The following is a 19280-nucleotide window of genomic DNA, read 5'->3' as shown; positions in this document are numbered from 1 at the left end:
CGTTTTGTGCAAAAACTGTACTCTGTTGCCAAAAGTACGGCCAGCTTGCTCACATTCCCAAGGTTAAGCGGGATTTAAGGGTGGGACCATCCACTTGTCAGGAAGAATTAGGTTTTGATACCCGTGGAGAAATGTCACCCAATCCGTATGATGCGGATCGTGGTTGTCTTGGATCTACTGTGGGAGGTGGAAAAGCTGTTGGTGCCGGCGCTGCGCCTGTGGTTACTGCTAGTGATCTTGGAAATTCAACCGGTGGGCCAGCCCACGCTTCTGGGGGGACAGGATTTAAAGGAGGACGTGATGAAACAGGTCGCTCGTTTATACCACGTCAAGGCAGTGCGTATGAAGACTCAGGTATGTGTGATATGGGCTTGATCGGTAACAATATGTCTAGCATCGTTGATGTTCTTCAGCATATGACGGAGGTTCCACCGACTGCGGAGAGTCTGAATTTCCTTAATTCTACAATTGCTGTTGATAGTGGCAGCCTGCGTAATGTCGTAGATCCAGAAGTGGCTGAAAAAATACTGGAAGCCGTTGCTATTTGGAAGCAAACAAACAGTGCTCATGGCTTTTACGAAGTGGATGTTATGTCACTGCTAACATCGCTGGGCAACAATAATGCATTGATGGCAATGCTTGCGCATGCCGGCCTCGCAGGAAGAGAAGAGCTTGGTGTCTTTAACAATGCGCTATCCGATGAACAACGGCGTAATGCGTCTGCTTCGCTGACAGCCAAGATTGCTACCGCCGGTCAGATTCAGCCAGGCCAGGAGCGCCGATGTGAAATCGTGAAGCTGCAAATGGAGCAACGGTTTGAAAGCTTGTATGAGCATGGTGTGAAGTTTGTGATACTGCCAACCTGTAACAAAGTGGCTCAACCGGTCAGCTGGTGGCGCCGTCGTTTTGATAGCTCAGATCCGAAGCTGACTTTCCAGTATTCACAGATATCGAGTTATGCAAATATGGGCCGCTTACCGAGGGCAACGATACCTATAGGGCATCCACACGGTAATAATGGCAACGACCATATGCCAACCAGCCTTTCGATTATGGCGACATCCAATAAAGTGGATCCGTGGGAGTTAATCGCTGTTGGCAGAGAGCTAGAGCTTATCTGTCGTCAGCATGACGAACTGAAACTCAATCGACCGGAATTCTATATTTATGAGCAATTGGCTGCAGCACGAGATCGTCGGAAAGCACAACAAGCATAGCAGTAAGTGTTAGTGTTTTTTGAATAGACCATAATACAGTTAAATTCTCTTAAACCAGTTAGATTATGCTATTGGCAGCTCTAACTGGTTTTTTATTGGGGGATGAAATAAACGGTGTTTAATCATCCTGAGCGAATCTACGCTTTTTGTTATAGGGTCGTATGTTTCATTTTATGGATGTGTCTGGAAAGCAGGCGTTTATAAAGTAATAACATTATCCAGTAAGCGCAGAATATACCCAATACATACCAGCAATCAGTTCCCAGCATACTGAGGAGAATCAGGCTCAGGATCACTGAGAAACCTGCCAGCCAGCGTGGAAACCCTCGGAACACTTTCCAGCCAGCCGCCATGCTGAGCACATAGACCATGATGAAGTTGCCGTTGGTGAACCGGATCAGGTCATCGAGAGGCAGCGCGAAAACAGCCACCGCAACCGTGCTGATCACGCTGACGATGATAACGGTGATCAGGGCATTGGCGGGCACGTCCCGACCGGATGTCCGGTGTAGCAGGGCGGGTAGCCGCTCTTGCCGGGCCTGGGCCCAGACCAGTCGGGCAAAGCCCTGCTGGTAGATATTGATTGAGGCGAAGGAGGCCAGATAACCCGCCACGCCGGCAATATAACGGGCATTATCGCCAAACAGCAGGTAGAGGATGGTGGGCATGGACGTCACTTCCTGCTCCGGCGAACCATAAGCGCCGAATTTCAGCACTGCAGCGGAATAGGCCCAGTAAACAATGCCGGACAATACAAAGCCGATAACCATGGCCCGGGGGAAATCCCGCTCCGGGCATTTGAATTCTTCCCCCATGTGAGCAAAGGCCTCGAGCCCGATAAAGCACCAGAAGATGACGCCTATGGCCTCGCCGACCGCCACCAGTTCAAAGTCACCGGGAACACTGTCCTTTACGGTCAGCTCGCCGAAATACCAGATCGCCACGACCAGCGCCGCAATAATCAGGGCTATGGCAATTTGTACATTGCCGGAGATTTTGGCACCTAAAAGTCCAAGGAAGAGAATCAACATCAGGGTCAGCAGTTGTATCAACAACTCGCCCATGGGCGTCAGGTCAAACATGGCGTACCAGAAGCCGGAAGCAATATGCAGCCCGGCAGGAATGGCAACCGGAATCACGCTGAGAAATAAGACCGCGGTCAGTTTATCCCAGGCCGGACCATAAGCCCTGCCAACAAAGTAGGCTGCGCCACCGGCGTTGGGAAACTGTTGCCCAAGGCGGGCAAACGTGAGGGCGACAGGGACGATAAGGAGAATCAGGATTGGCCACGCCCACAGTGAGGTTTCACCGGAGAGCGTGGCCGCTACAGAGGGTACGACAAAAATACCCATGCCTAATAACGAGGTCGACATCAGGCCGATGCCCTGTAGCAGGCCAATCTCTTTGCGAAGTTCATTCATGACAGCAGGCGCTTTTGGCAATCACGTAGAGCAAGGGTAGCCATGATTTGTCGAAGCGTATGGCTAAATATTGGCAGTGAGAAAAAGAGTGGGTTGCTATCAGGCCGCAAGACAGTGTTGGCAAATACCTTGCTGATACAGAAAGTGCATGCCGGCTTCGCAGCCAGCATGATAATCCTGTGCCAGTGTTGTCTGGTTACGGCTCAGCATTGGCGTGGCCAATTCAGTAGTTGGTGCGATTTCGATCACTTCAACCCCCTGCGGCGGACGCTCGATAAATGCACAGGCCTGGTTATAGCGCTGCTCCAGCGTCATGATCATCTCTGCGACGGCAGGTTGGTGTCGCAACAACAGCTGCGCCATATGCTCACGCCAGCTGCGGTGTTCACGGTAGGCATGGCTGTGGGTTCGGATGACGATAATACGGCGAGCACCCCGTAACCAGGCTTCACGAACGGGGATCGGGTCGGCAACACCTCCATCAACATAGGGTTGTCCGTGCAGCATGACGGGTGTCCGGTAAAGTCCTGGAATCGCACAGGAGGCTTTCAGCAGTTGCTGCCAGCTGGAGGGGACAGCGTGATGGTAGGTCGCTTCGCCTGCGCTGGCATGGCTGGCCCCAATCAGAAACTCCCGATTGCCCAGCTGGCGGGCGGCTGTGTCAATTTGTAAGGGGTTCTCCCGGTCAGTGGCTTCCCAGAGCCAGTCCAGATCAATGGCGTGGCCGCCCCGGAGAAAACGGCTCCAGTTGTAAAACTCCGGGCGCGTCGTGAAATCAGAAATCGTGTGATAGCCGTGACGGTATTGTCCGGCAATATAGGACGAGAGATTCAGTGCGCCGGCGGAACAGCCAATATACAGGTCAAACGGGTTGTAGTTATTCACCAGGAATGCATCGAGAACGCCGGCCGTAAAAACACCACGCATACCGCCACCCTCGGCAACCAGCGCGGTTTTTCCCGCCATGCTGAAATGTAAATGTGTGGTAGTTTGTGGTGGCATCATGCAATCCTCCGAAAAAGCGAGCCAGATCCAGAATTCCGGTTGTCTCCCGTCATGAGGGGCGGGAGATCAGCGTTGATTTCTGAGTGGAGGTATTTTGAATAAGTTGTGACCGGAGAGACAAAGCAATAATCTCAATCATGGTCATAAATAACAGTTATCAGGACGATGGTTGTTGAGCGGAGTTGGAAACGATCAGATGAACTGCTTCGCTATGTCAGGTTACTTCGGGGAAAGGCTTACTGAATATAAACCTTCCATTATCCGGATATTGGAAAGCCAGTGTTTTGAGATATATCAGCTACACATATTCGGAAAATACGTAGAATGAGCGCAAGCCTGTGAGGGGGAAGCCAGAAGGGGAGACATCTCTGATGTGAGCCCACTTAGTGAATAACAAGCAGGCGCCAACAGAAATAATAACAATAAGTGAGCCTGGAACCTCGCCCTGTGCGGGGTATTTCTTTAGATTTAACCTATGCCAGACTACAAGAGTCTGACCCATGCCCGCTGGGATTGTAAATATCATGTGACTTTTATTTCGAAGAAGCGCCAGAAGGTGGATCTACGGATGGTTGAGAAAATTTCTCGGCAACATATTTCATGAACTCGCGAAACGTAAGGGTTGTGAGATTCTGGAAGGCCACTTGATACGTGATCATGTCCATATATGTATCAGTATTCCACCAAAATATTCAGTGTCACATGTTGTCGGCTATTTGAAGGGCAAGTGTGCCATAGCGATAGCCCGCCATTTTAAGGGACGGCAACGAAACTTCAGTGGAGAGAATTTCTGGGCAAGAGGATATTTTGTGACAACGGTTGGTTTGGATGAAGATGTTGTCAGGGCATATATCCGTGACCAGGAAAAGAATGATGAACGACATGACCAGTTAAATCCTGGTTGGGACGCGCGCCCATGGGTGCAATGAAAGCCCTTTGAGGGCGACATCTAATAAGCCTCCGGCTTTGGCGGAGGTCATTTAACTTCTTCTTACGCTGTTGATCTGAATTTTGTTACCTTTTTCGTGCTTTGATGATAAGCATAAACATCATCGGTCGCGTTTCAAGCCGGTTGATACCGCATTCTGGAGATGAGCTCTCCGATGACTTTGTCATGTAGCTCTTCTGAGCGGGAGAAGCAGATAGTCTTTCGATTCAACCGCTTAATCCGGGTACGCAGTGTCAGATTGTTTCTTTCAATACTCTGGTAAAGTGCTTGCTTACAACATGGCCGTCTTCCGACAGTTCCGTGCTGTATGGATGCCTGTCATCATTACAGTAAAACCTGAATTTATAGGGTTTTATCAGCGCTATCAGTCTGTTCAGTATTGCTTTTGTCCTGCGGCCGAATACATGAGCCATCACTTTCTGATAACGAGGTTCCCAAGCATAGAACAACCAGCGCTGGTTCCCCTTATTGTCGACAAACGACCATTGCTAGTCCATCTGGCAGATCAGCATCTGGTCTTCCCCCTCAAAAGGTTGCGATGTCACATTGGATGGCGCCAGTTTTTTAGATGGCTGATGACGGTGGTTGGCCTGATTCCGAGTACTCGGCCCGTATCCCTGACTCCCGAGCCATTCATCGCCATATCCTCGATCCGTTCGTGTTTGTTAGCGTTATAGATGAAATCGAGCTGAAAGCTGTGTTTGCAGTGTCGGCAGAGATAGCGTTGCGGTCCGGAGTCCGCTTTACCGTTATTCATAACACTATCAATGTTTTGACAGCCGGGGCATACAACGTCAATGACAGCCATAATCCAAAAATGCGCAGCAGAACCATTGTCGGCCACTGTTATATATACGGAATCAACGGATCTGATTCATCACCACATCATCGGGCGTCTTAACTTATCCTCCCAGTCATGACTTTTCATCATTTCAGGCACAGGTACCTGTTCCAGTGCTCCAGTGATTTCGAAGCCATTGGGGTTAAAATGTAGGTTTCAACTGTCCAGTGATACGTTCTTGACGGCTTTCATTTTTACAGTTAAACAGTAACATCAGAGAAGGTCTCCAAAACCACTATCTATTTGCTGTAAAACATCATACCAACCATCCTGATTCAGGATACTTTAGACATGCAAATAAAACAAAAACAGCGCATTGCCGGTATGCAGCGTACGCTTGGACCTGTTTCTGACCTAGAGCGCCACTTGCCTTCGGAATGGTGGAAAAGTCTTTTTAACTCTTTATATCTGAAAACAGATGGAGATGTTGTTGAAAACGTCACAAATACCACTCGCGATGTCGATGCCCTGATTCATGCTCTTCAGTTAAATCCTGGGGATCATATCCTCGATCTGTGCTGTGGGCAGGGGCGTCACGCTCTGGAGCTGGCTTCCCGTGGATATACCCAAATTACGGGTATTGACCGTTCCCGCTATCTCATTCGTCTGGCCCGAAAGCGCGCATCCAATCTGAAACTCCCTGTGGCCTTTTCTGAGGGCGATGCCAGGAAAATTCGATTAGGCAAAAATTCTCAGGATGCGATTTATTTAATGGGAAACTCTTTCGGTTACTTTGAAAGGGAAGAAGATGATATTGCTGTTCTGGAATCCATCAAGCGTACCTTGAAATCCAGAGGTAAACTTGCCCTCGATATCACTAACGGGGCCTGGATGAGGGCGTCTTTTGAGCCCCGCTCCTGGGAGTGGATTGATCAGAATCATTTTGTCTGCCGTGAGCGATCCCTTTCCGATGACAGGGTGCGGATTATTTCGCGGGAAGTGGTTGTACATGCAGAAAAGGGGGTTATTGCTGATCAATTTTATGCAGAACGCCTGTACGATGCAGAACAGATAGCGGCTTTACTGGAGAAGCTTGAGTTTACCGATGTTCAGGTTCATTCGGGTCTGGAGACCGACTCTCCTCATGGTCATGATCTCGGGATGATGGCAAACCGGCTTTTTGTGACCGCACGGGGTGAGGAGAAAAAGGTATTATCCCATACGGCGAAAACCAGGCGAGGTATCACTGTCCTGCTGGGTGATCCACGGCTTACAGATACGGTCAAGAAAAATGGCGTCTTTAATGATGAAGACTTGGATACCATCCATCGTCTGAAATCCACGTTGAATCAGATTGAAGGCATTGACTTCGACTTTTTTGATCATCATGAGAGCCTTATTAACCAGCTAAAGGCGAATCCGCCCCGAATGGTTCTGAATCTCTGTGATGAGGGTTATCAAAATGATGCTTTCAAAGAGTTGCACGTACCGGCCTATCTGGACATGTTGGGTATTCCCTATAGCGGTGCCGAACCGGCATGTCTCGCACTGTGTTATAACAAGTCTGTCATACGTGCCCTGGCACAGAGTCTCGATATTCCTGTTCCTGATGAGACCTATTATGACCCCTCTGATCAGGCGGTTTCTTTGCCCTCGATTTTTCCTGCACTGTTAAAGCCCAATTACGGCGACAGTTCTATCGGTATTACCCGGGATGCAGTCGTCAGAGATGCAGAAGCACTGATTTCCTATCTGGACCATCTGCATGAAACGCTGCCTGACACACCTATTCTTATTCAGGAGTTTCTCGAGGGTAATGAATACAGTGTAGGTATTATTGGCGCACAGGGAAATTATACGGTGCTGCCTGTACTGGAGGTAGATTACAGTAAATTACCTGCGGACTTGCCAGCTATTCTAGGCTACGAGTCCAAGTGGCTTCCCGACTCGCCATACTGGAATGATATTTCCTATGTGGAGGCAGATATAGATGATGATTGTCGTCGAAAATTAATTGATGCTTCCGTTAAGATGTTTGAGCGTACAGGATGTCGTGATTACGCACGGTTTGATTTCAGAGCCAGTAAAGATGGTCAGATAAAACTGCTGGAAGTTAATCCGAATCCGGGCTGGTGCTGGGATGGTAAACTGAATCTCATGGCTGGATTTGGTGGTTACAGCTACAAGGATCTGTTGCAGCTTATTTTGAAATCAGCATTGGAACGATACGAAAGCATTCAAAATCATGCCGTTGATCAGAATGAGATGGGAGCAGCCATGTGAGTTTCCATCACCCGCTTAATTGAGTCTGAGCTGAGCCGTTCAGAACTTTACAGGTTATCTATAAAGGCACAAAGACAAATGGGATTTTTGATTGTCTTTGTGCCGGTATATGCTCTTTGAGTGTTGAGGTTATGATTTATCTTCACTGGCTTGAGTGTACCCATTCAACTTTCTGACTACGTTATTGCGTCGGTGATATGAATGCCAGCTGAACTGGTTCCCACTCTTCAAACAGCCTGAGTGGATAGTTGATCCATTGTTATTCAGGTCTCAGGCTGTCTGTTCAAAGTACACCTGATCTGGTGTGTGGTCACACAACCCCTGGTGGGGGCGTTTGGAATTATACAACAGGAAATAGCTTTTCATTTCCTGTCGCAGCCGGGCACTACTATCGAATGCCTTCAGATAGACACACTCGTACTTTACACGGCGCCAGAGCCGCTTGACAAAGATATTATCCCGGTAACAGCCTTTGCCATCCATGCTGATCCGGACACCATGGTTCCTGAGTACGCCGGTGGAGGCTTCTCTGGTGAACTGACTTCCCTGATCGCTATTGAAGATTTCCGGGGCATCATAGCTATCCAGCGCCTCTTCAGGCGCATCAACACAAAAGTCAGCGTCCATAGTATTGGACAACCGCCATGCCAGCACGCACCGACTGTACCAGTCCATAATGGCAAACAGGTACATAAAACCACGCTTCATGGGGATATAGATTATATCTGTCGCCTACATCTGGTTGGGACGATTGATTGTTAACCCCTTTAGCAGATAGGGATAGGTCTTGTTGATTTTTTGGGGACTATTTCAGAATCAGCTGGTACAGCAATGGGAAAAACTGATACTTTTGCAACCCGCGATTACAACGTAGGGACTCCCGTTAGTCTATCGGGGTTGTTTTTAGATCGGGGCTGATCGGGCTGTCAGTCACTATTGTTTCTAATCGTACTGCGAAGCCAGTCGGAGAACGACGCAACCCTGGAATAGACACCGTATTTGTAAGGTTGTCCACATCCACTACCCCAGGAAACGATACCTGCCTGAACCGGACGGCCGTGATGCTTGATAATTAACGGACCACCGCTGTCGCCATAGCAGGCATCCTTGCCGCCATCGATATAGCCCGCACAGATTTCGTTCTCTGAGAGATCGCCATTTTCACTGTTGAACATGGCACAGAAATACCAGGGGGCAATGGGCACGTTCACCGTATGCATCACATCAGGCAGGCCGGTGTTTTCATCATCCGTCACACCCCAGCCGGAAACAGTGGCCATGGCGCCTTCGTAGCCGGATTCCCGCATGGTGCGTTCGTCAGCGGGCGGCAGGTAGGGGATGTCGGTGATGGGTTCTTTCAGTTTGATCAGGGCAATGTCCCCTTCACCTTCCCACCAGGTTGGCACAAAGATGGCGGCGGCTTCGGCATAAACGCCCTGAGAGGTATCCGATAAATCCGTGACGCCAACCCGTATGTCCAGGCTTTCAAGGGCAGCCGGGTCGTTGTCATAATCTTCCACGCAATGGGCTGCGGTCATCACCCACTGGGGTGCGACCAGGGAACCGCCACAGAAATGTTGTCCCATATCCTGCAGAGAGACTTGCCAGGGCTGGCTGTCATCGGTAATTGGCTGTCCTCCTATGACCTTAAGCGCCTGAGCATCATCAATGCTGTGGGCGGCACTAAACGGGGAAGCCAGCAGGCTGAGTGACAGAAGAATTGAGCGTGAATAGCGGTGAAATAGCGTGTCCATTGCGGTTTTGACCTCCATCCCGGGAAATAGCTGGCTGTCTCCGAAAGGGACTGATTACAGCCATCTGTCTTAGTAAGACCATAAAATGTGTACGTGGTTCCCTTGGATTTAATGGTCGGGGGTGCCGCTTTTACGCCATTCGTTCGGTTTGTTTCTGGCTTGCATCAGGCCGGGTGATAGCGCATGCTCCGCCCTAACTCTGGGAACGATAAATACCATGTCTTCATGTTGTCTCTCAGGCCAGGACTGGCGACCGGCACAGGCACTGACCACGCCGGAAGAATGGCGTACCTGGCTGTTACACAGGGGGTCGTTGACCCTGAAGCTCCAGCAGGATTTTCCCGGTACTTTCAGGGTTGAGGTACTCCGGCATGACTGGGGGATTCCCCGGCTGGACGAGCGACAGGCGCTGGATCTCCATGATCGGACCCGCGCCAGCATCAGGGAAGTACTGCTGATCTGTAATGACCAGCCCAAGGTCTTTGCCCGCAGTATTTTGCCTGTGACGTCGCTGCAGGGAGGTAACCGCTGCCTGCTTCAGCTGAAAGACCGACCATTAGGTGAGGTTTTGTTTGCTGACCCCAATCTTAAACGTGGGGAGATCGAAGTCTCATCGTTGGCTGCCCGGACGTTTAATGGTTGTCTGCCCTTTGATTACGATGAACAAACCTCATGGGGCCGACGTTCTGTTTTTTACCTCTCAGGCCAACCCCTTTTGGTCAGCGAGTTTTTTCTGCCTGACCCCTAAACGGTTGCAGCCCGCCGTGAGGACTTTTAGACTGCGGCGGAAATAATGCAAGAATTCAGGGGACCCATGAAGGCGACGCTCACCCGCTATTTTCCTCGCCTCGACGACTTTATCCGGCTCATGCGCCTGGACAAGCCCATTGGCACGTTACTGCTGCTGTGGCCGACGCTCTGGTCGCTCTGGCTGTCCGCAGAAGGTGTGCCGAATCTGGGGGTGCTGGCGATTTTTGTCACCGGTGTTGTACTCATGCGCAGTGCCGGTTGTGTCATCAATGATTATGCAGACCGCCGGTTTGACGGGCATGTGAAACGTACCTGCATGCGACCGATCGTCACCGGAAAAATCGCCGAGAAAGAAGTGCTAGGCCTGTTCTCCGGACTGGTGCTGATGTCTTTTATTCTGGTGCTGTTGACCAACCCGCTGACAATTGGCCTGTCGTTTGGCGCCTTGGGACTGGCGGTGATCTATCCCTTTATGAAACGGCATACACACCTTCCCCAGGTCGTTTTGGGGGCTGCTTTCGGTTGGTCGATCCCTATGGCGTGGGCGGCTCAGACCGGTGAGCTCACGGCGATGACCTGGTTGCTGTTTACGGCCAATCTGCTATGGACAGTAGCTTACGATACCCAATACGCCATGGTGGATCGGGATGATGACCTGCGCATCGGCATTAAATCAACGGCTATCCTTTTCGGTGAGCTGGATACGCTGATCAATGCTGTACTGCAGATACTGGCGCTGGTGGGACTACTCTTTGTCGGGGCGAAACTGTCGCTGGGCTGGTTCTACTACCTGGGGCTGGTGGGCGCTGCCGGGTTGTTTGTGTATCAGTACCGCCTGACGCGCACCCGTGAACGGGATGGCTGCTTCAAGGCATTCCTGAATAACCACTGGGTGGGTATGACCATCTTTGCCGGTATTTTCGGTAACTACCTGATCAGTGGGTAAGAGTGCTGCGTTTGAACTGGTTTCTACGTTTTCAGCTGGCTGTCATTTGTCTGTAACATTCAGCCGGTGTAATCCCTACTAAATAACTGGCGGCTCGGAGCCAGAAACAGGGAGACGGGACAGGGTAATGACAGGCAACAATATTCTGATCGTGGACGATGAAGCGCCCATTCGCGAAATGATCATGGTGGCGCTGGAGATGGCTGGCTACCATTGTCTGGAAGCGGAAAACTGCGCCGAGGCCCATGGCATTATTGTCGATCAGCGGCCTGACCTGATCCTGCTCGACTGGATGCTGCCCGGCGGCAGTGGTATTGAGTTTGCCCGTCGCCTGAAGCGGGACGAATTGACCGCCGATATTCCGGTCATCATGCTGACTGCGAAGTGCGAAGAAGATAATAAAATCCAGGGTCTGGAGACGGCAGATGATTACATCACCAAGCCTTTCTCTCCTCGTGAATTGGTGGCGCGCCTGAAAGCGGTTCTTCGCCGCGCCGGTACTGCTGACCAGAATGAGCCGATCGTGGTGGAAGGGGTGACGATGGATCCTGTCAGTCATCGAGTCACAATAGATGGCAATCCTTCCGACATGGGGCCGACCGAATACCGCCTGCTCCAGTTCTTCATGACCCACCAGGAACGGGCCTATACCCGGGGTCAGTTGCTTGATCATGTCTGGGGCGGTAATGTCTACGTGGAAGAACGCACGGTTGACGTTCACATCCGCCGGCTGCGTAAGGCACTGGGCAATGAATATGAGCGTCTGGTGCAGACTGTCAGGGGAACCGGATACCGTTTTTCTACACGGGCCTGATCGTCTGAATCATAAGCCGAATGCCTGCATCCTGTCTCTGGATGATCGGCAGGGATTGTTATCGTAAAGGGTTGATCCAACGTGAATCGTAACTGGCAGTCTGCTGTTGTCCGGCGGCTGGTGCTATTGCTGGGTGCCTGCCTGTTGCTGGGGCTGGTCACTGACCAGGTGACCCTGTGTTTATTACTGGGAATTTCCGGCTATCTGGTCTGGACCCTGATCCAGATGTTTCGCCTTGGCCACTGGCTGGAAGCCAGTGAGTTTTCAGAACAGGAACCTCCCAGCAGTCACGGTCTCTGGGGGGTAATCTTCGATAATATCTACCGTCTTCAGCGACGACAGCAGAAATCCCGGCGTCGGTTACAAGCCGTTATTGATCGGGTGCAGGCGTCCACCGGTGCGCTCAGTGACGCGATTGTCATGGTCAACAGCCAGGGCTGTATTGAATGGTGGAACCCGGCCGCAGAGCAATTACTCGGTTTTCGTAATCCTGACGATCAGGGACAACACATTACCAACCTGATTCGCGATCCCCGGTTTATCCGTTATTTTGAGCAGAATGCCTATAGCGAACCGCTGGAACTCTCTTCTCCGGTGATTGAGAACATCCGGCTGCAATATTCCATTACGCTTTACGGGACGAATAATCGACTGGTGGTTGTGCGTAATATTACCCGGTTGCATCAATTGGAAGTCATGCGGAAAGATTTCGTAGCCAACGTATCCCATGAGTTGCGTACACCACTGACGGTGATTACGGGTTACCTGGAGACGATGCAGGATGGTTTGGCATTGATGCCGGACAAAGCACCGCCGGTCTGGAAGCGCGCGCTGACGCAGATGCTGACCCAGGCGGAGCGGATGCAGAATATCATCAGTGATCTGCTGACCCTGTCGCGGCTTGAAACCTCTGACAACCAGGTTGACCAGGGCGCTGTGAATGTTCATGAACTGCTGGATACTGTTGTGAATGACGCCATGGCTTACAGTGATGGCAAACACCGTGTCAAGCTAGAGTGTCCTGACAGTGCCTGCTTGACCGGAAACCGTGAGGAGTTACGCAGCGCCTTTTCCAACCTGGTTTACAACGCTGTGAAATATACGCCGGAAGGAGGCGATATCAAGGTTCGCTGGCTGGAGAACAATTATGGCGCCACGCTTCAGGTGAAGGATAACGGCATCGGTATTGATCCACAGCACCTACCCAGGTTGACGGAGCGTTTTTACCGGGTGGACAAGGGGCGCCATTCTCAAACCGGTGGAACGGGTCTGGGGCTGGCCATCGTCAAGCATGTGTTGCTGCGTCACAATGCCGTGTTAGACGTCAGCAGTAAACCGGGTAAGGGCAGCACGTTCTCCTGTCGCTTTCCTGCCGTGAGACGGGAGTGTGGCTGAGGACGCTTATTTTGCGTTGACCTTTTCTTAACCGACCGACTTGCCATATGGCGATTATGTGCCATCTTCTTCTGGCAAATGTCGTTTATCTTGCAGTACTTCGTTGCCAGCAGTGTTCATTACTGTGAGGCCTGCCCGGCAACGGGGACGTTCCCTGTCATACCGCCCATCTTGATGAGTATCACCATGAAAACGCAATGTTTAACGGGTTTCCTGTTAGGTGCGGTCGCGTTGTCATTACCGGCCTGTGCATCGACGCCCCAGGAGAAAAGCTTTCGGCTTAGCAGCCCGGATATTTCCCCACTGCGCATGATGGCCAAGAAACAGGAATACAACAGCTTTGGCTGTAATGGCAGCAATGTGTCGCCTGCCATCAGCTGGACGGGAGCGCCTCCGGGCACAAAAAGTTTTGCCCTGATGGTCTATGACCCGAATGCCCCGACGGGCAGTGGTTTCTGGCAGTGGCAAATGATCAATATTCCCGCCAGTGAGGCATCGCTGAAAGAAGGTGCCGGTGACGTGAATAGAACAGTTGCCCCCAAAGGTGCCTTACAAATGCGAAATGATTATGGCTTTTACGGCTATGGCGGCCCTTGTCCACCACAGGGCAGTGTCCATCTGTATGAGTTTGTGTTGCATGCCCTTGATGTGGATAAAGTCAGTGTTCCCAAGGACGCATCCGGCGCACTCACCGGTTTTGTTGTGAATGCGCACACCATTGATACGGCAACGCTGACCGCGCCCTTTGCCCGAGGTCTGTAATCTATATGGCTTCTGGTCATGTCCTCAAATGCGCAAACCGATAGCGCAAAACAGCAAGGATGGCGCAAGTGGCAGTGTGTTATCTGTGGATTTATTTACGATGAAGCTGAGGGATGGCCAGAAGACAGTATCGCGCCGGGCACTCGCTGGGATGATGTACCGGAGGACTGGTTATGCCCGGATTGCGGTACCTGCAAGCAGGATTTTGAGATGAAGCTGATTTTGTAAAGAAAACATCAAAATCCCATATATCGAGTCATGGGTTTCACTGACAAACTATCTGTTGTGTTTTTTCTGGCAGCACTTCGATAAATTGACAGTTTTTCCAGAGAATAGAGGGCTTCAGGGTATTGCCCTGTAGTAGCAGACTGTTTTAAGGTTGAGTTCTGCACCACAACACACGGTGTCAGGCAGCTTTCTCTCCGGGTACAGGAACTGGCCCGGTATGGAAAACCCAAAAGAAGAAAAAATACTCCAAGGAGTCGAGAGGGAAAAATATGCGCAAACCAGACCTTGTTGATGCTATCGCAGACCGTGCCGATCTCACCAAAGACAAAGCCACTGACGCACTGAACATTCTCCTTGATGAAATCACTAAGGCGCTTGAGCGTAAGGAATCAGTAAACCTGATCGGTTTTGGTTCTTTCGAATCCCGTGAGCGTGGTGCCCGTATGGGTAAAAATCCCCAGACTGGCGAACCGATCCAGATCAAGGCCAGCACCACCGTTGGCTTCAAGCCTGGCAAGGCGCTCAAGGAAGCAGTAAACGACTGATTCCGTTTATCTGGCCGGCCATAAGCCGGCCAGTATGTCGTCTTGTTTACTGGCCGCTGACGTTTAGCATCACACCCTACCTGCCACTGTACATCTCGTTGTCACCCGCTAGAATGCCTCGGCTGAATCAGGAAACACCCACGGGGGAGTCTTAGAATGAAATTTCGCTTGCTGCTTTGGGCGCTGGGCTTGTTGATGGCACGTGCCAGCCGCACTAATCCGGATTTCCGGAAAAAGCTGGAAGACAAAGACCTGGTATTCCAGATTACCAGTGATGATGGCGTTGCCCGCCATTACATTGTGAAGGATGAGCGTGTCCGCGCCCGGAGTGGTACCGTGGATTCCCCGGCGTTTGCCATCAATTTCACCTCTGCAGAGAAAGGGCTGAAGGCGCTGACGGCCAAGAATGCACAAGTCGCCTTCATGCAGGGTATTCAGGACCGGGATATTGTTATCCAGGGTAATCCGGCACTGGTCATGTGGTTCCAGTCACTGACCAAGTACCTGAAGCCCGGGAAAAAGAAAAAATCGAAAAGCGCCGAACCCAAAAAAGCGGCTTGATGGGTTGTTGTCTGCTGCGGTGAAAACCGATTGACAGACAAGCGTGGGTTTTATACCTTCATCGTCGATTGACGATGAAGGGTTTGATAGCCATGACAAAACAATGTCTGAGTAGCCTTAACGATATTGCCGTGGATGAAGCACGGGAACAGGCATTGGCCACCTGCGCGAAGGCCCTGGCACATCCTGCCAGGATCAGGCTGCTGCGGATTCTGACAGTCAGTGACAGCTGTCTTGGCAGTGACCTCGTGGAACAGCTGGGGCTGGCCCAGTCAACGGTTTCTGAGCATTTGCGCATCTTGCGAGAAGCCGGTTTTATCCATGCGGAAGTGCAGCATCCGCGGACCTGCTTTTCATTGAACACTGAAGCAGTGGCGCAGTTCCGGACATTGCTTGATTACCTGTAAATCTGATGACCCTATACCTGGATCGACCATGTACCGGGTATTTTTTAGCATTCCTTAATCGTTATTCGTCGATTAACGTAAAAAGGGTTCAAGTTATGAAGAATATTCTGGTTTTATGTACAGGCAACTCTTGCCGTAGTGTCATCGGCGAAGCATTAATAAACCATCTCGGTGGGACGCGGTTCACTGGCCACAGTGCGGGCAGCCAACCAGCCGGCCAGGTGAATTCCGGTGCTTTATCGGTTTTACAGCAGCATGGCGTAGACACCTCTGGGCTCAGCAGTAAAGGACTTGAGGCGTTTACTGAAATGCCCATTGACCTGGTCATCACAGTCTGTGACAACGCGGCGGCAGAGGCTTGCCCGATATTTCCCGGCAAGACACTGAAAGTTCACTGGGGATTACCCGATCCGGCAGGGGTGACAGGTGACCAGGAAGCCATCAGTGCTGCGTTTGAGCTGACTTTCCAGCAATTGGAACAACGGATCAGTGCATTAATTGCACTACCGGACGATTTGTCTGACAGCGAATGGCTGGGTGCTCTCGCACAGATTCACGAACAGTCAATATAGGAGACATGACATGGGTATTTTCGAGCGTTACCTGAGTGTCTGGGTTGGCCTTGGCATGCTGGCCGGTATTGTGGGTGGATCAATCTTTCCGACGCAGTTCGCCTGGCTTGGGGAGCTGGAATACGCCAACATCAATTTCCCTATTGCTGTGCTGATCTGGCTGATGATCTACCCGATGATGATGCAGGTGGACTTTGCCTCGGTGAAAAATGTCCATCGTCGTCCTCGAGGATTGGTCATTACCCTGACGGTGAACTGGTTGATCAAACCCTTCACCATGGCGTTATTGGCCGTTCTGTTCATGCGACACATTTTCTCGGCCTGGATTCCTGCAGAACTGGGTGAACAGTATATCGCCGGTATGATCCTGCTGGGTGTGGCACCGTGTACGGCGATGGTGTTTGTCTGGAGCCAACTGACCAAAGGGGATCCGAACTATACCCTGGTACAGGTGGCTGTGAATGATCTGGTGATGATTATTGCATTTGCACCTATTGCTGCATTTCTTCTGGGGGTCACGGATGTCTTTGTACCTTGGGATACACTGTTGCTGTCGGTTTCGTTGTTTGTTGTTATCCCGCTAGTGGCCGGTTGGTTGACGCGTAAGGCGATGCGTTCGGAGTCAGCATTGCAGGCGCTTGGTGCAAAACTGAAACCGTTGTCTATCGTCGGGTTAGTGGGCACAGTTATTCTGTTGTTTGGTTTCCAGGCCGAGAAAATCCTCAGCAATCCGCTGGATATTGTGATGATAGCCATTCCGCTGTTACTGCAGACGTACCTGATCTTTGCCATTGCTTATGTCTGGATGAGAAAGTGGAAACAGCCTCACTGTATTGCAGCACCTGGTGGGATGATTGGCGCATCCAATTTCTTTGAGTTGGCGGTGGCTGTAGCAATCAGTCTGTTTGGTTTGAGTTCAGGGGCTGCTTTGGCAACCGTTGTGGGTGTTCTGGTTGAAGTGCCGGTGATGCTCTCTCTTGTAGCGTACGCAAATCGAACGCGAGGACAATTTTCAGCCATAAGCAATTAACCACCAGTTGCAATGTATTGTTGTACTCGTATTACTGGGTTACCCGTACATTGATCCACCTAAAAAGTGCGCGCTGAGTTGGTCTCGTTCGATAAACTTCAGCGCGCTGCTGCTGAGATTGCCAGATACTTCTTTTGGAATTTTGCTGCTTATTACCTTAAGCGCCCTGATCTCAGCACGTTGTTCGCCATAAGGGTCTAGTAAAAAAAAACCAGGGATTTGGGAGCCGTCATCCAGAATTTTCGATCCTTTATCAAGAACAACATACATATGATGAGGTTTGAATCCCTGTAATAGGGAGGCTTTGGGAAAATGTTGTATAGCTTTTGTTCCGATAACAGCTGAACCTCCGCCGCTGAGATGTTGCTCAAGTCTTTGCAGGTTTTCTTCCGTTAGATCTAAGAGAAAGGAAATCGGGGCATCATCAGCATCAGCGTCTTGATCAGGGGATTGGCGAGGTAATACTGCATAGGCAAGTGGGGCACGACCAAGATCTATAATGGAACGTTTATCGCCTGATAACAAATCATTGGAAGCTGCACAAATCTCGGCTCGTTCCTCGGCATGAGGATCATGATGTTGTTTCTGATCTTTACCTTTTAGCGTTTCCTGTTTTGGTTCGGGAGGAAGTTTGCTATATCGTTCAGTGAGCTGAATAGTTTTTGCTATCAGGTAGCTCAGAAAAGCTTTCTCAAGTAGCGGGTACAGTGTCACAACGCTGTCACTAAAATGACTATGATCAGTTTGATCGAACAATAAGTCACAGGTGACAGTGACAGGTACACGCTCTTTTGTATGATGATCCCTGAATATTATGGTGACGGTTTGATAGGTGTCTCCTGAATCAGCTGATTTTGTTTTTGAATTGACAGGTTTATTGACAAAAATGTTGGAACATAAAATCTTGAACTTATCCTCTGATTTCATCAGTGACGAGATCGCAGTAATCAGGTAGCAAGTTGACGCTTCTCTACTCTGATGTACATCCAATGGAGAGGCTCTGTCGAAGTGTGTAACTTGCGTTGGTACAACATGACAACGATCTGCTGTGATTTCAAGTGCTGACAGGAGTGCATGGTCTGATGCAAAAACGGGAGGTAGTGTATAAGGATTTTTTGTTTCATAAAAAGGAAAATTGTTTTCTTTATCTGCAGATATCCTGTTTAGGCTGCGGCTTTTTTGTCTTGATGCAGTGTCAGGATTACCAGCATAACTGTCTTGATAATCCAGAATTATTTGAGCCAAGGTATCGGGTAATTGAGCGCGTGAGATGTTCTTTTTTTCACGAATTGTGCTGATGACTTCTGCCAGTCGGCTCAGTGTTGTACGAGTTTTACTGGTCTTTGCCACATTTCTCTGGGCAAGAAAAAGCGTTTCAAAAGGGAGTTCGTCTATATCTGTTCGTTCTGCGTAACAGTAAGATGGGGGTAATCCATGTCTGGGTTTGGCCATCCATTGTTTTAGCAGTCGCTTTCCCGGGAAACTCCGTACTTTAGGGTCAGGGCGTAATACCCAGACGTTTGGCATTTGGGTTGCAGTGGCTCCAAGATCGACAAAATCCATGACATCAGCATCACATGTAATTTCTGTGATCTATCAGACAATATGTGTTTGGTATTAGTTCCAGACAAAGTGAGTTTGAGGCTTCAGCGTAACGGTCGCCCTGTGTAGCCAGCGGCGGATCCGTGGTTCAATGCTTTCTGGGTGCTCATCCATTAACAGGCTGGTGGCTTACCCTCAGCTTATTCAGCCGCTTTCATACGCCCATGGATTAACCTGATAAATTGTGTGTTCTGGTTGAAATGCCGGTGATTCTTTCTCTGGTGGCGTATGCTAACCGGACACGCGCTCAATTTGAGA

17 protein-coding genes and 3 pseudogenes are annotated in these 19280 nt (G+C 50.3%); 14 read left to right on the top strand and 6 right to left on the bottom strand.

Translation table 11 applies throughout. The features are described 5' to 3' along the window. On the top strand, positions 1-1217 hold a 1217-nt coding region (locus ABD892_RS19925; RefSeq protein ID WP_345197829.1), incomplete at its 5' end, for an amidase family protein. Between the two features lie 149 nt (positions 1218-1366). On the opposite strand, the gene yjeH is transcribed toward ABD892_RS19925, so the two are convergent. Both yjeH and ABD892_RS19915 read right to left on the bottom strand, forming a co-directional pair. After that, positions 1367-2638 carry an L-methionine/branched-chain amino acid transporter gene (yjeH, locus tag ABD892_RS19920; protein WP_345197828.1) on the bottom strand — a complete coding sequence of 424 codons (1272 nt, stop codon included), beginning with the start codon at positions 2636-2638 and terminating at the stop codon, positions 1367-1369. 99 nt (positions 2639-2737) lie between these two features. Further along, positions 2738-3640, bottom strand: coding sequence for a patatin-like phospholipase family protein (locus ABD892_RS19915; RefSeq protein ID WP_345197827.1), 903 nt, complete (start codon positions 3638-3640; stop codon positions 2738-2740). Positions 3641-4118: 478 nt separating this feature from the next. On the opposite strand from ABD892_RS19915, the pseudogene tnpA reads away from it, so the two are divergent. Further along, positions 4119-4572 (top strand): annotated as a pseudogene (gene tnpA, locus ABD892_RS19910) (IS200/IS605 family transposase). A gap of 134 nt (positions 4573-4706) precedes the next feature. Here the strand turns inward: tnpA and ABD892_RS19905 are convergent. Next, positions 4707-5400 (bottom strand): annotated as a pseudogene (locus tag ABD892_RS19905) (IS1 family transposase). Positions 5401-5724: 324 nt separating this feature from the next. Here ABD892_RS19905 and ABD892_RS19900 point away from each other — a divergent pair. After that, a complete protein-coding gene (locus ABD892_RS19900) occupies positions 5725-7656 on the top strand; it encodes a methyltransferase domain-containing protein (RefSeq protein WP_345197825.1) in 1932 nt (643 codons plus the stop codon). 270 nt (positions 7657-7926) lie between these two features. Here ABD892_RS19900 and ABD892_RS19895 read toward each other — a convergent pair. Both ABD892_RS19895 and ABD892_RS19890 read right to left on the bottom strand, forming a co-directional pair. Next, a pseudogene (locus tag ABD892_RS19895) lies at positions 7927-8460 on the bottom strand (IS3 family transposase); the annotation flags it as partial. A 122-nt stretch (positions 8461-8582) separates the two neighbouring features. Next, positions 8583-9410: a S1 family peptidase gene (locus ABD892_RS19890; protein WP_345197824.1), complete on the bottom strand. Its 828-nt coding sequence runs from the start codon at positions 9408-9410 to the stop codon at positions 8583-8585. Positions 9411-9627: 217 nt separating this feature from the next. Between ABD892_RS19890 and ABD892_RS19885 the strand changes: the two genes are divergently transcribed. From ABD892_RS19885 to arsB, 11 genes are all read left to right on the top strand, one after another. Beyond that, positions 9628-10158: a chorismate--pyruvate lyase family protein gene (locus ABD892_RS19885; protein WP_345197823.1), complete on the top strand. Its 531-nt coding sequence runs from the start codon at positions 9628-9630 to the stop codon at positions 10156-10158. A gap of 66 nt (positions 10159-10224) precedes the next feature. Next, on the top strand, positions 10225-11106 hold the full coding sequence (ubiA, locus tag ABD892_RS19880) for a 4-hydroxybenzoate octaprenyltransferase (RefSeq protein ID WP_345197822.1): 882 nt from the start codon (positions 10225-10227) through the stop codon (positions 11104-11106). A 127-nt stretch (positions 11107-11233) separates the two neighbouring features. Continuing rightward, positions 11234-11920, top strand: coding sequence for a phosphate regulon transcriptional regulator PhoB (gene phoB, locus ABD892_RS19875; RefSeq protein ID WP_345197821.1), 687 nt, complete (start codon positions 11234-11236; stop codon positions 11918-11920). A gap of 81 nt (positions 11921-12001) precedes the next feature. Beyond that, entirely contained in the window at positions 12002-13315 is a 1314-nt protein-coding gene (gene phoR / locus ABD892_RS19870) for a phosphate regulon sensor histidine kinase PhoR (protein WP_345197820.1), read from the top strand. A gap of 186 nt (positions 13316-13501) precedes the next feature. After that, entirely contained in the window at positions 13502-14077 is a 576-nt protein-coding gene (locus ABD892_RS19865; RefSeq protein ID WP_345197818.1) for a YbhB/YbcL family Raf kinase inhibitor-like protein, read from the top strand. Positions 14078-14095: 18 nt separating this feature from the next. Then, positions 14096-14305: a rubredoxin gene (locus ABD892_RS19860; RefSeq protein ID WP_345197817.1), complete on the top strand. Its 210-nt coding sequence runs from the start codon at positions 14096-14098 to the stop codon at positions 14303-14305. 269 nt (positions 14306-14574) lie between these two features. Then, positions 14575-14850, top strand: a complete 276-nt coding sequence (locus tag ABD892_RS19855) for an HU family DNA-binding protein (protein WP_486330074.1) — start codon at positions 14575-14577, stop codon at positions 14848-14850. 156 nt (positions 14851-15006) lie between these two features. Continuing rightward, positions 15007-15411 carry an SCP2 sterol-binding domain-containing protein gene (locus ABD892_RS19850; protein WP_345197816.1) on the top strand — a complete coding sequence of 135 codons (405 nt, stop codon included), beginning with the start codon at positions 15007-15009 and terminating at the stop codon, positions 15409-15411. 92 nt (positions 15412-15503) lie between these two features. Further along, on the top strand, positions 15504-15818 hold the full coding sequence (locus ABD892_RS19845; RefSeq protein WP_345197815.1) for an ArsR/SmtB family transcription factor: 315 nt from the start codon (positions 15504-15506) through the stop codon (positions 15816-15818). Between the two features lie 95 nt (positions 15819-15913). After that, positions 15914-16390, top strand: coding sequence for an arsenate reductase ArsC (locus ABD892_RS19840; protein WP_345197813.1), 477 nt, complete (start codon positions 15914-15916; stop codon positions 16388-16390). A gap of 10 nt (positions 16391-16400) precedes the next feature. Then, entirely contained in the window at positions 16401-17420 is a 1020-nt protein-coding gene (gene arsB / locus ABD892_RS19835) for an ACR3 family arsenite efflux transporter (protein ID WP_345197812.1), read from the top strand. Positions 17421-17459: 39 nt separating this feature from the next. On the opposite strand, the gene ABD892_RS19830 is transcribed toward arsB, so the two are convergent. After that, entirely contained in the window at positions 17460-18983 is a 1524-nt protein-coding gene (locus tag ABD892_RS19830) for a hypothetical protein (protein WP_345197811.1), read from the bottom strand. Between the last annotated feature and the right edge of the window lie 297 nt (positions 18984-19280).

It is taken from the genome of Kistimonas scapharcae, assembly GCF_039540975.1.
Classification (GTDB): domain Bacteria; phylum Pseudomonadota; class Gammaproteobacteria; order Pseudomonadales; family Endozoicomonadaceae; genus Kistimonas; species Kistimonas scapharcae.
This window is presented reverse-complemented; position numbering and strand designations above follow the sequence as displayed.

What these genes read in the sequence shown, in the direction of transcription:
- ubiA (WP_345197822.1), top strand. Translation starts at nt 10,225, where the DNA reads ATGAAGGCGACGCTCACCCGCTATTTTCCTCGCCTCGACGACTTTATC.
- ABD892_RS19840 (WP_345197813.1), top strand. Translation starts at nt 15,914, where the DNA reads ATGAAGAATATTCTGGTTTTATGTACAGGCAACTCTTGCCGTAGTGTC.
- ABD892_RS19885 (WP_345197823.1), top strand. Translation starts at nt 9,628, where the DNA reads ATGTCTTCATGTTGTCTCTCAGGCCAGGACTGGCGACCGGCACAGGCA.
- ABD892_RS19915 (WP_345197827.1), bottom strand. Translation starts at nt 3,640, where the DNA reads ATGCCACCACAAACTACCACACATTTACATTTCAGCATGGCGGGAAAA.
- ABD892_RS19855 (WP_486330074.1), top strand. Translation starts at nt 14,575, where the DNA reads ATGCGCAAACCAGACCTTGTTGATGCTATCGCAGACCGTGCCGATCTC.
- phoB (WP_345197821.1), top strand. Translation starts at nt 11,234, where the DNA reads ATGACAGGCAACAATATTCTGATCGTGGACGATGAAGCGCCCATTCGC.
- yjeH (WP_345197828.1), bottom strand. Translation starts at nt 2,638, where the DNA reads ATGAATGAACTTCGCAAAGAGATTGGCCTGCTACAGGGCATCGGCCTG.
- ABD892_RS19865 (WP_345197818.1), top strand. Translation starts at nt 13,502, where the DNA reads ATGAAAACGCAATGTTTAACGGGTTTCCTGTTAGGTGCGGTCGCGTTG.
- ABD892_RS19890 (WP_345197824.1), bottom strand. Translation starts at nt 9,410, where the DNA reads ATGGACACGCTATTTCACCGCTATTCACGCTCAATTCTTCTGTCACTC.
- ABD892_RS19850 (WP_345197816.1), top strand. Translation starts at nt 15,007, where the DNA reads ATGAAATTTCGCTTGCTGCTTTGGGCGCTGGGCTTGTTGATGGCACGT.
- ABD892_RS19860 (WP_345197817.1), top strand. Translation starts at nt 14,096, where the DNA reads ATGTCCTCAAATGCGCAAACCGATAGCGCAAAACAGCAAGGATGGCGC.
- arsB (WP_345197812.1), top strand. Translation starts at nt 16,401, where the DNA reads ATGGGTATTTTCGAGCGTTACCTGAGTGTCTGGGTTGGCCTTGGCATG.
- ABD892_RS19900 (WP_345197825.1), top strand. Translation starts at nt 5,725, where the DNA reads ATGCAAATAAAACAAAAACAGCGCATTGCCGGTATGCAGCGTACGCTT.
- ABD892_RS19830 (WP_345197811.1), bottom strand. Translation starts at nt 18,983, where the DNA reads ATGGATTTTGTCGATCTTGGAGCCACTGCAACCCAAATGCCAAACGTC.
- ABD892_RS19845 (WP_345197815.1), top strand. Translation starts at nt 15,504, where the DNA reads ATGACAAAACAATGTCTGAGTAGCCTTAACGATATTGCCGTGGATGAA.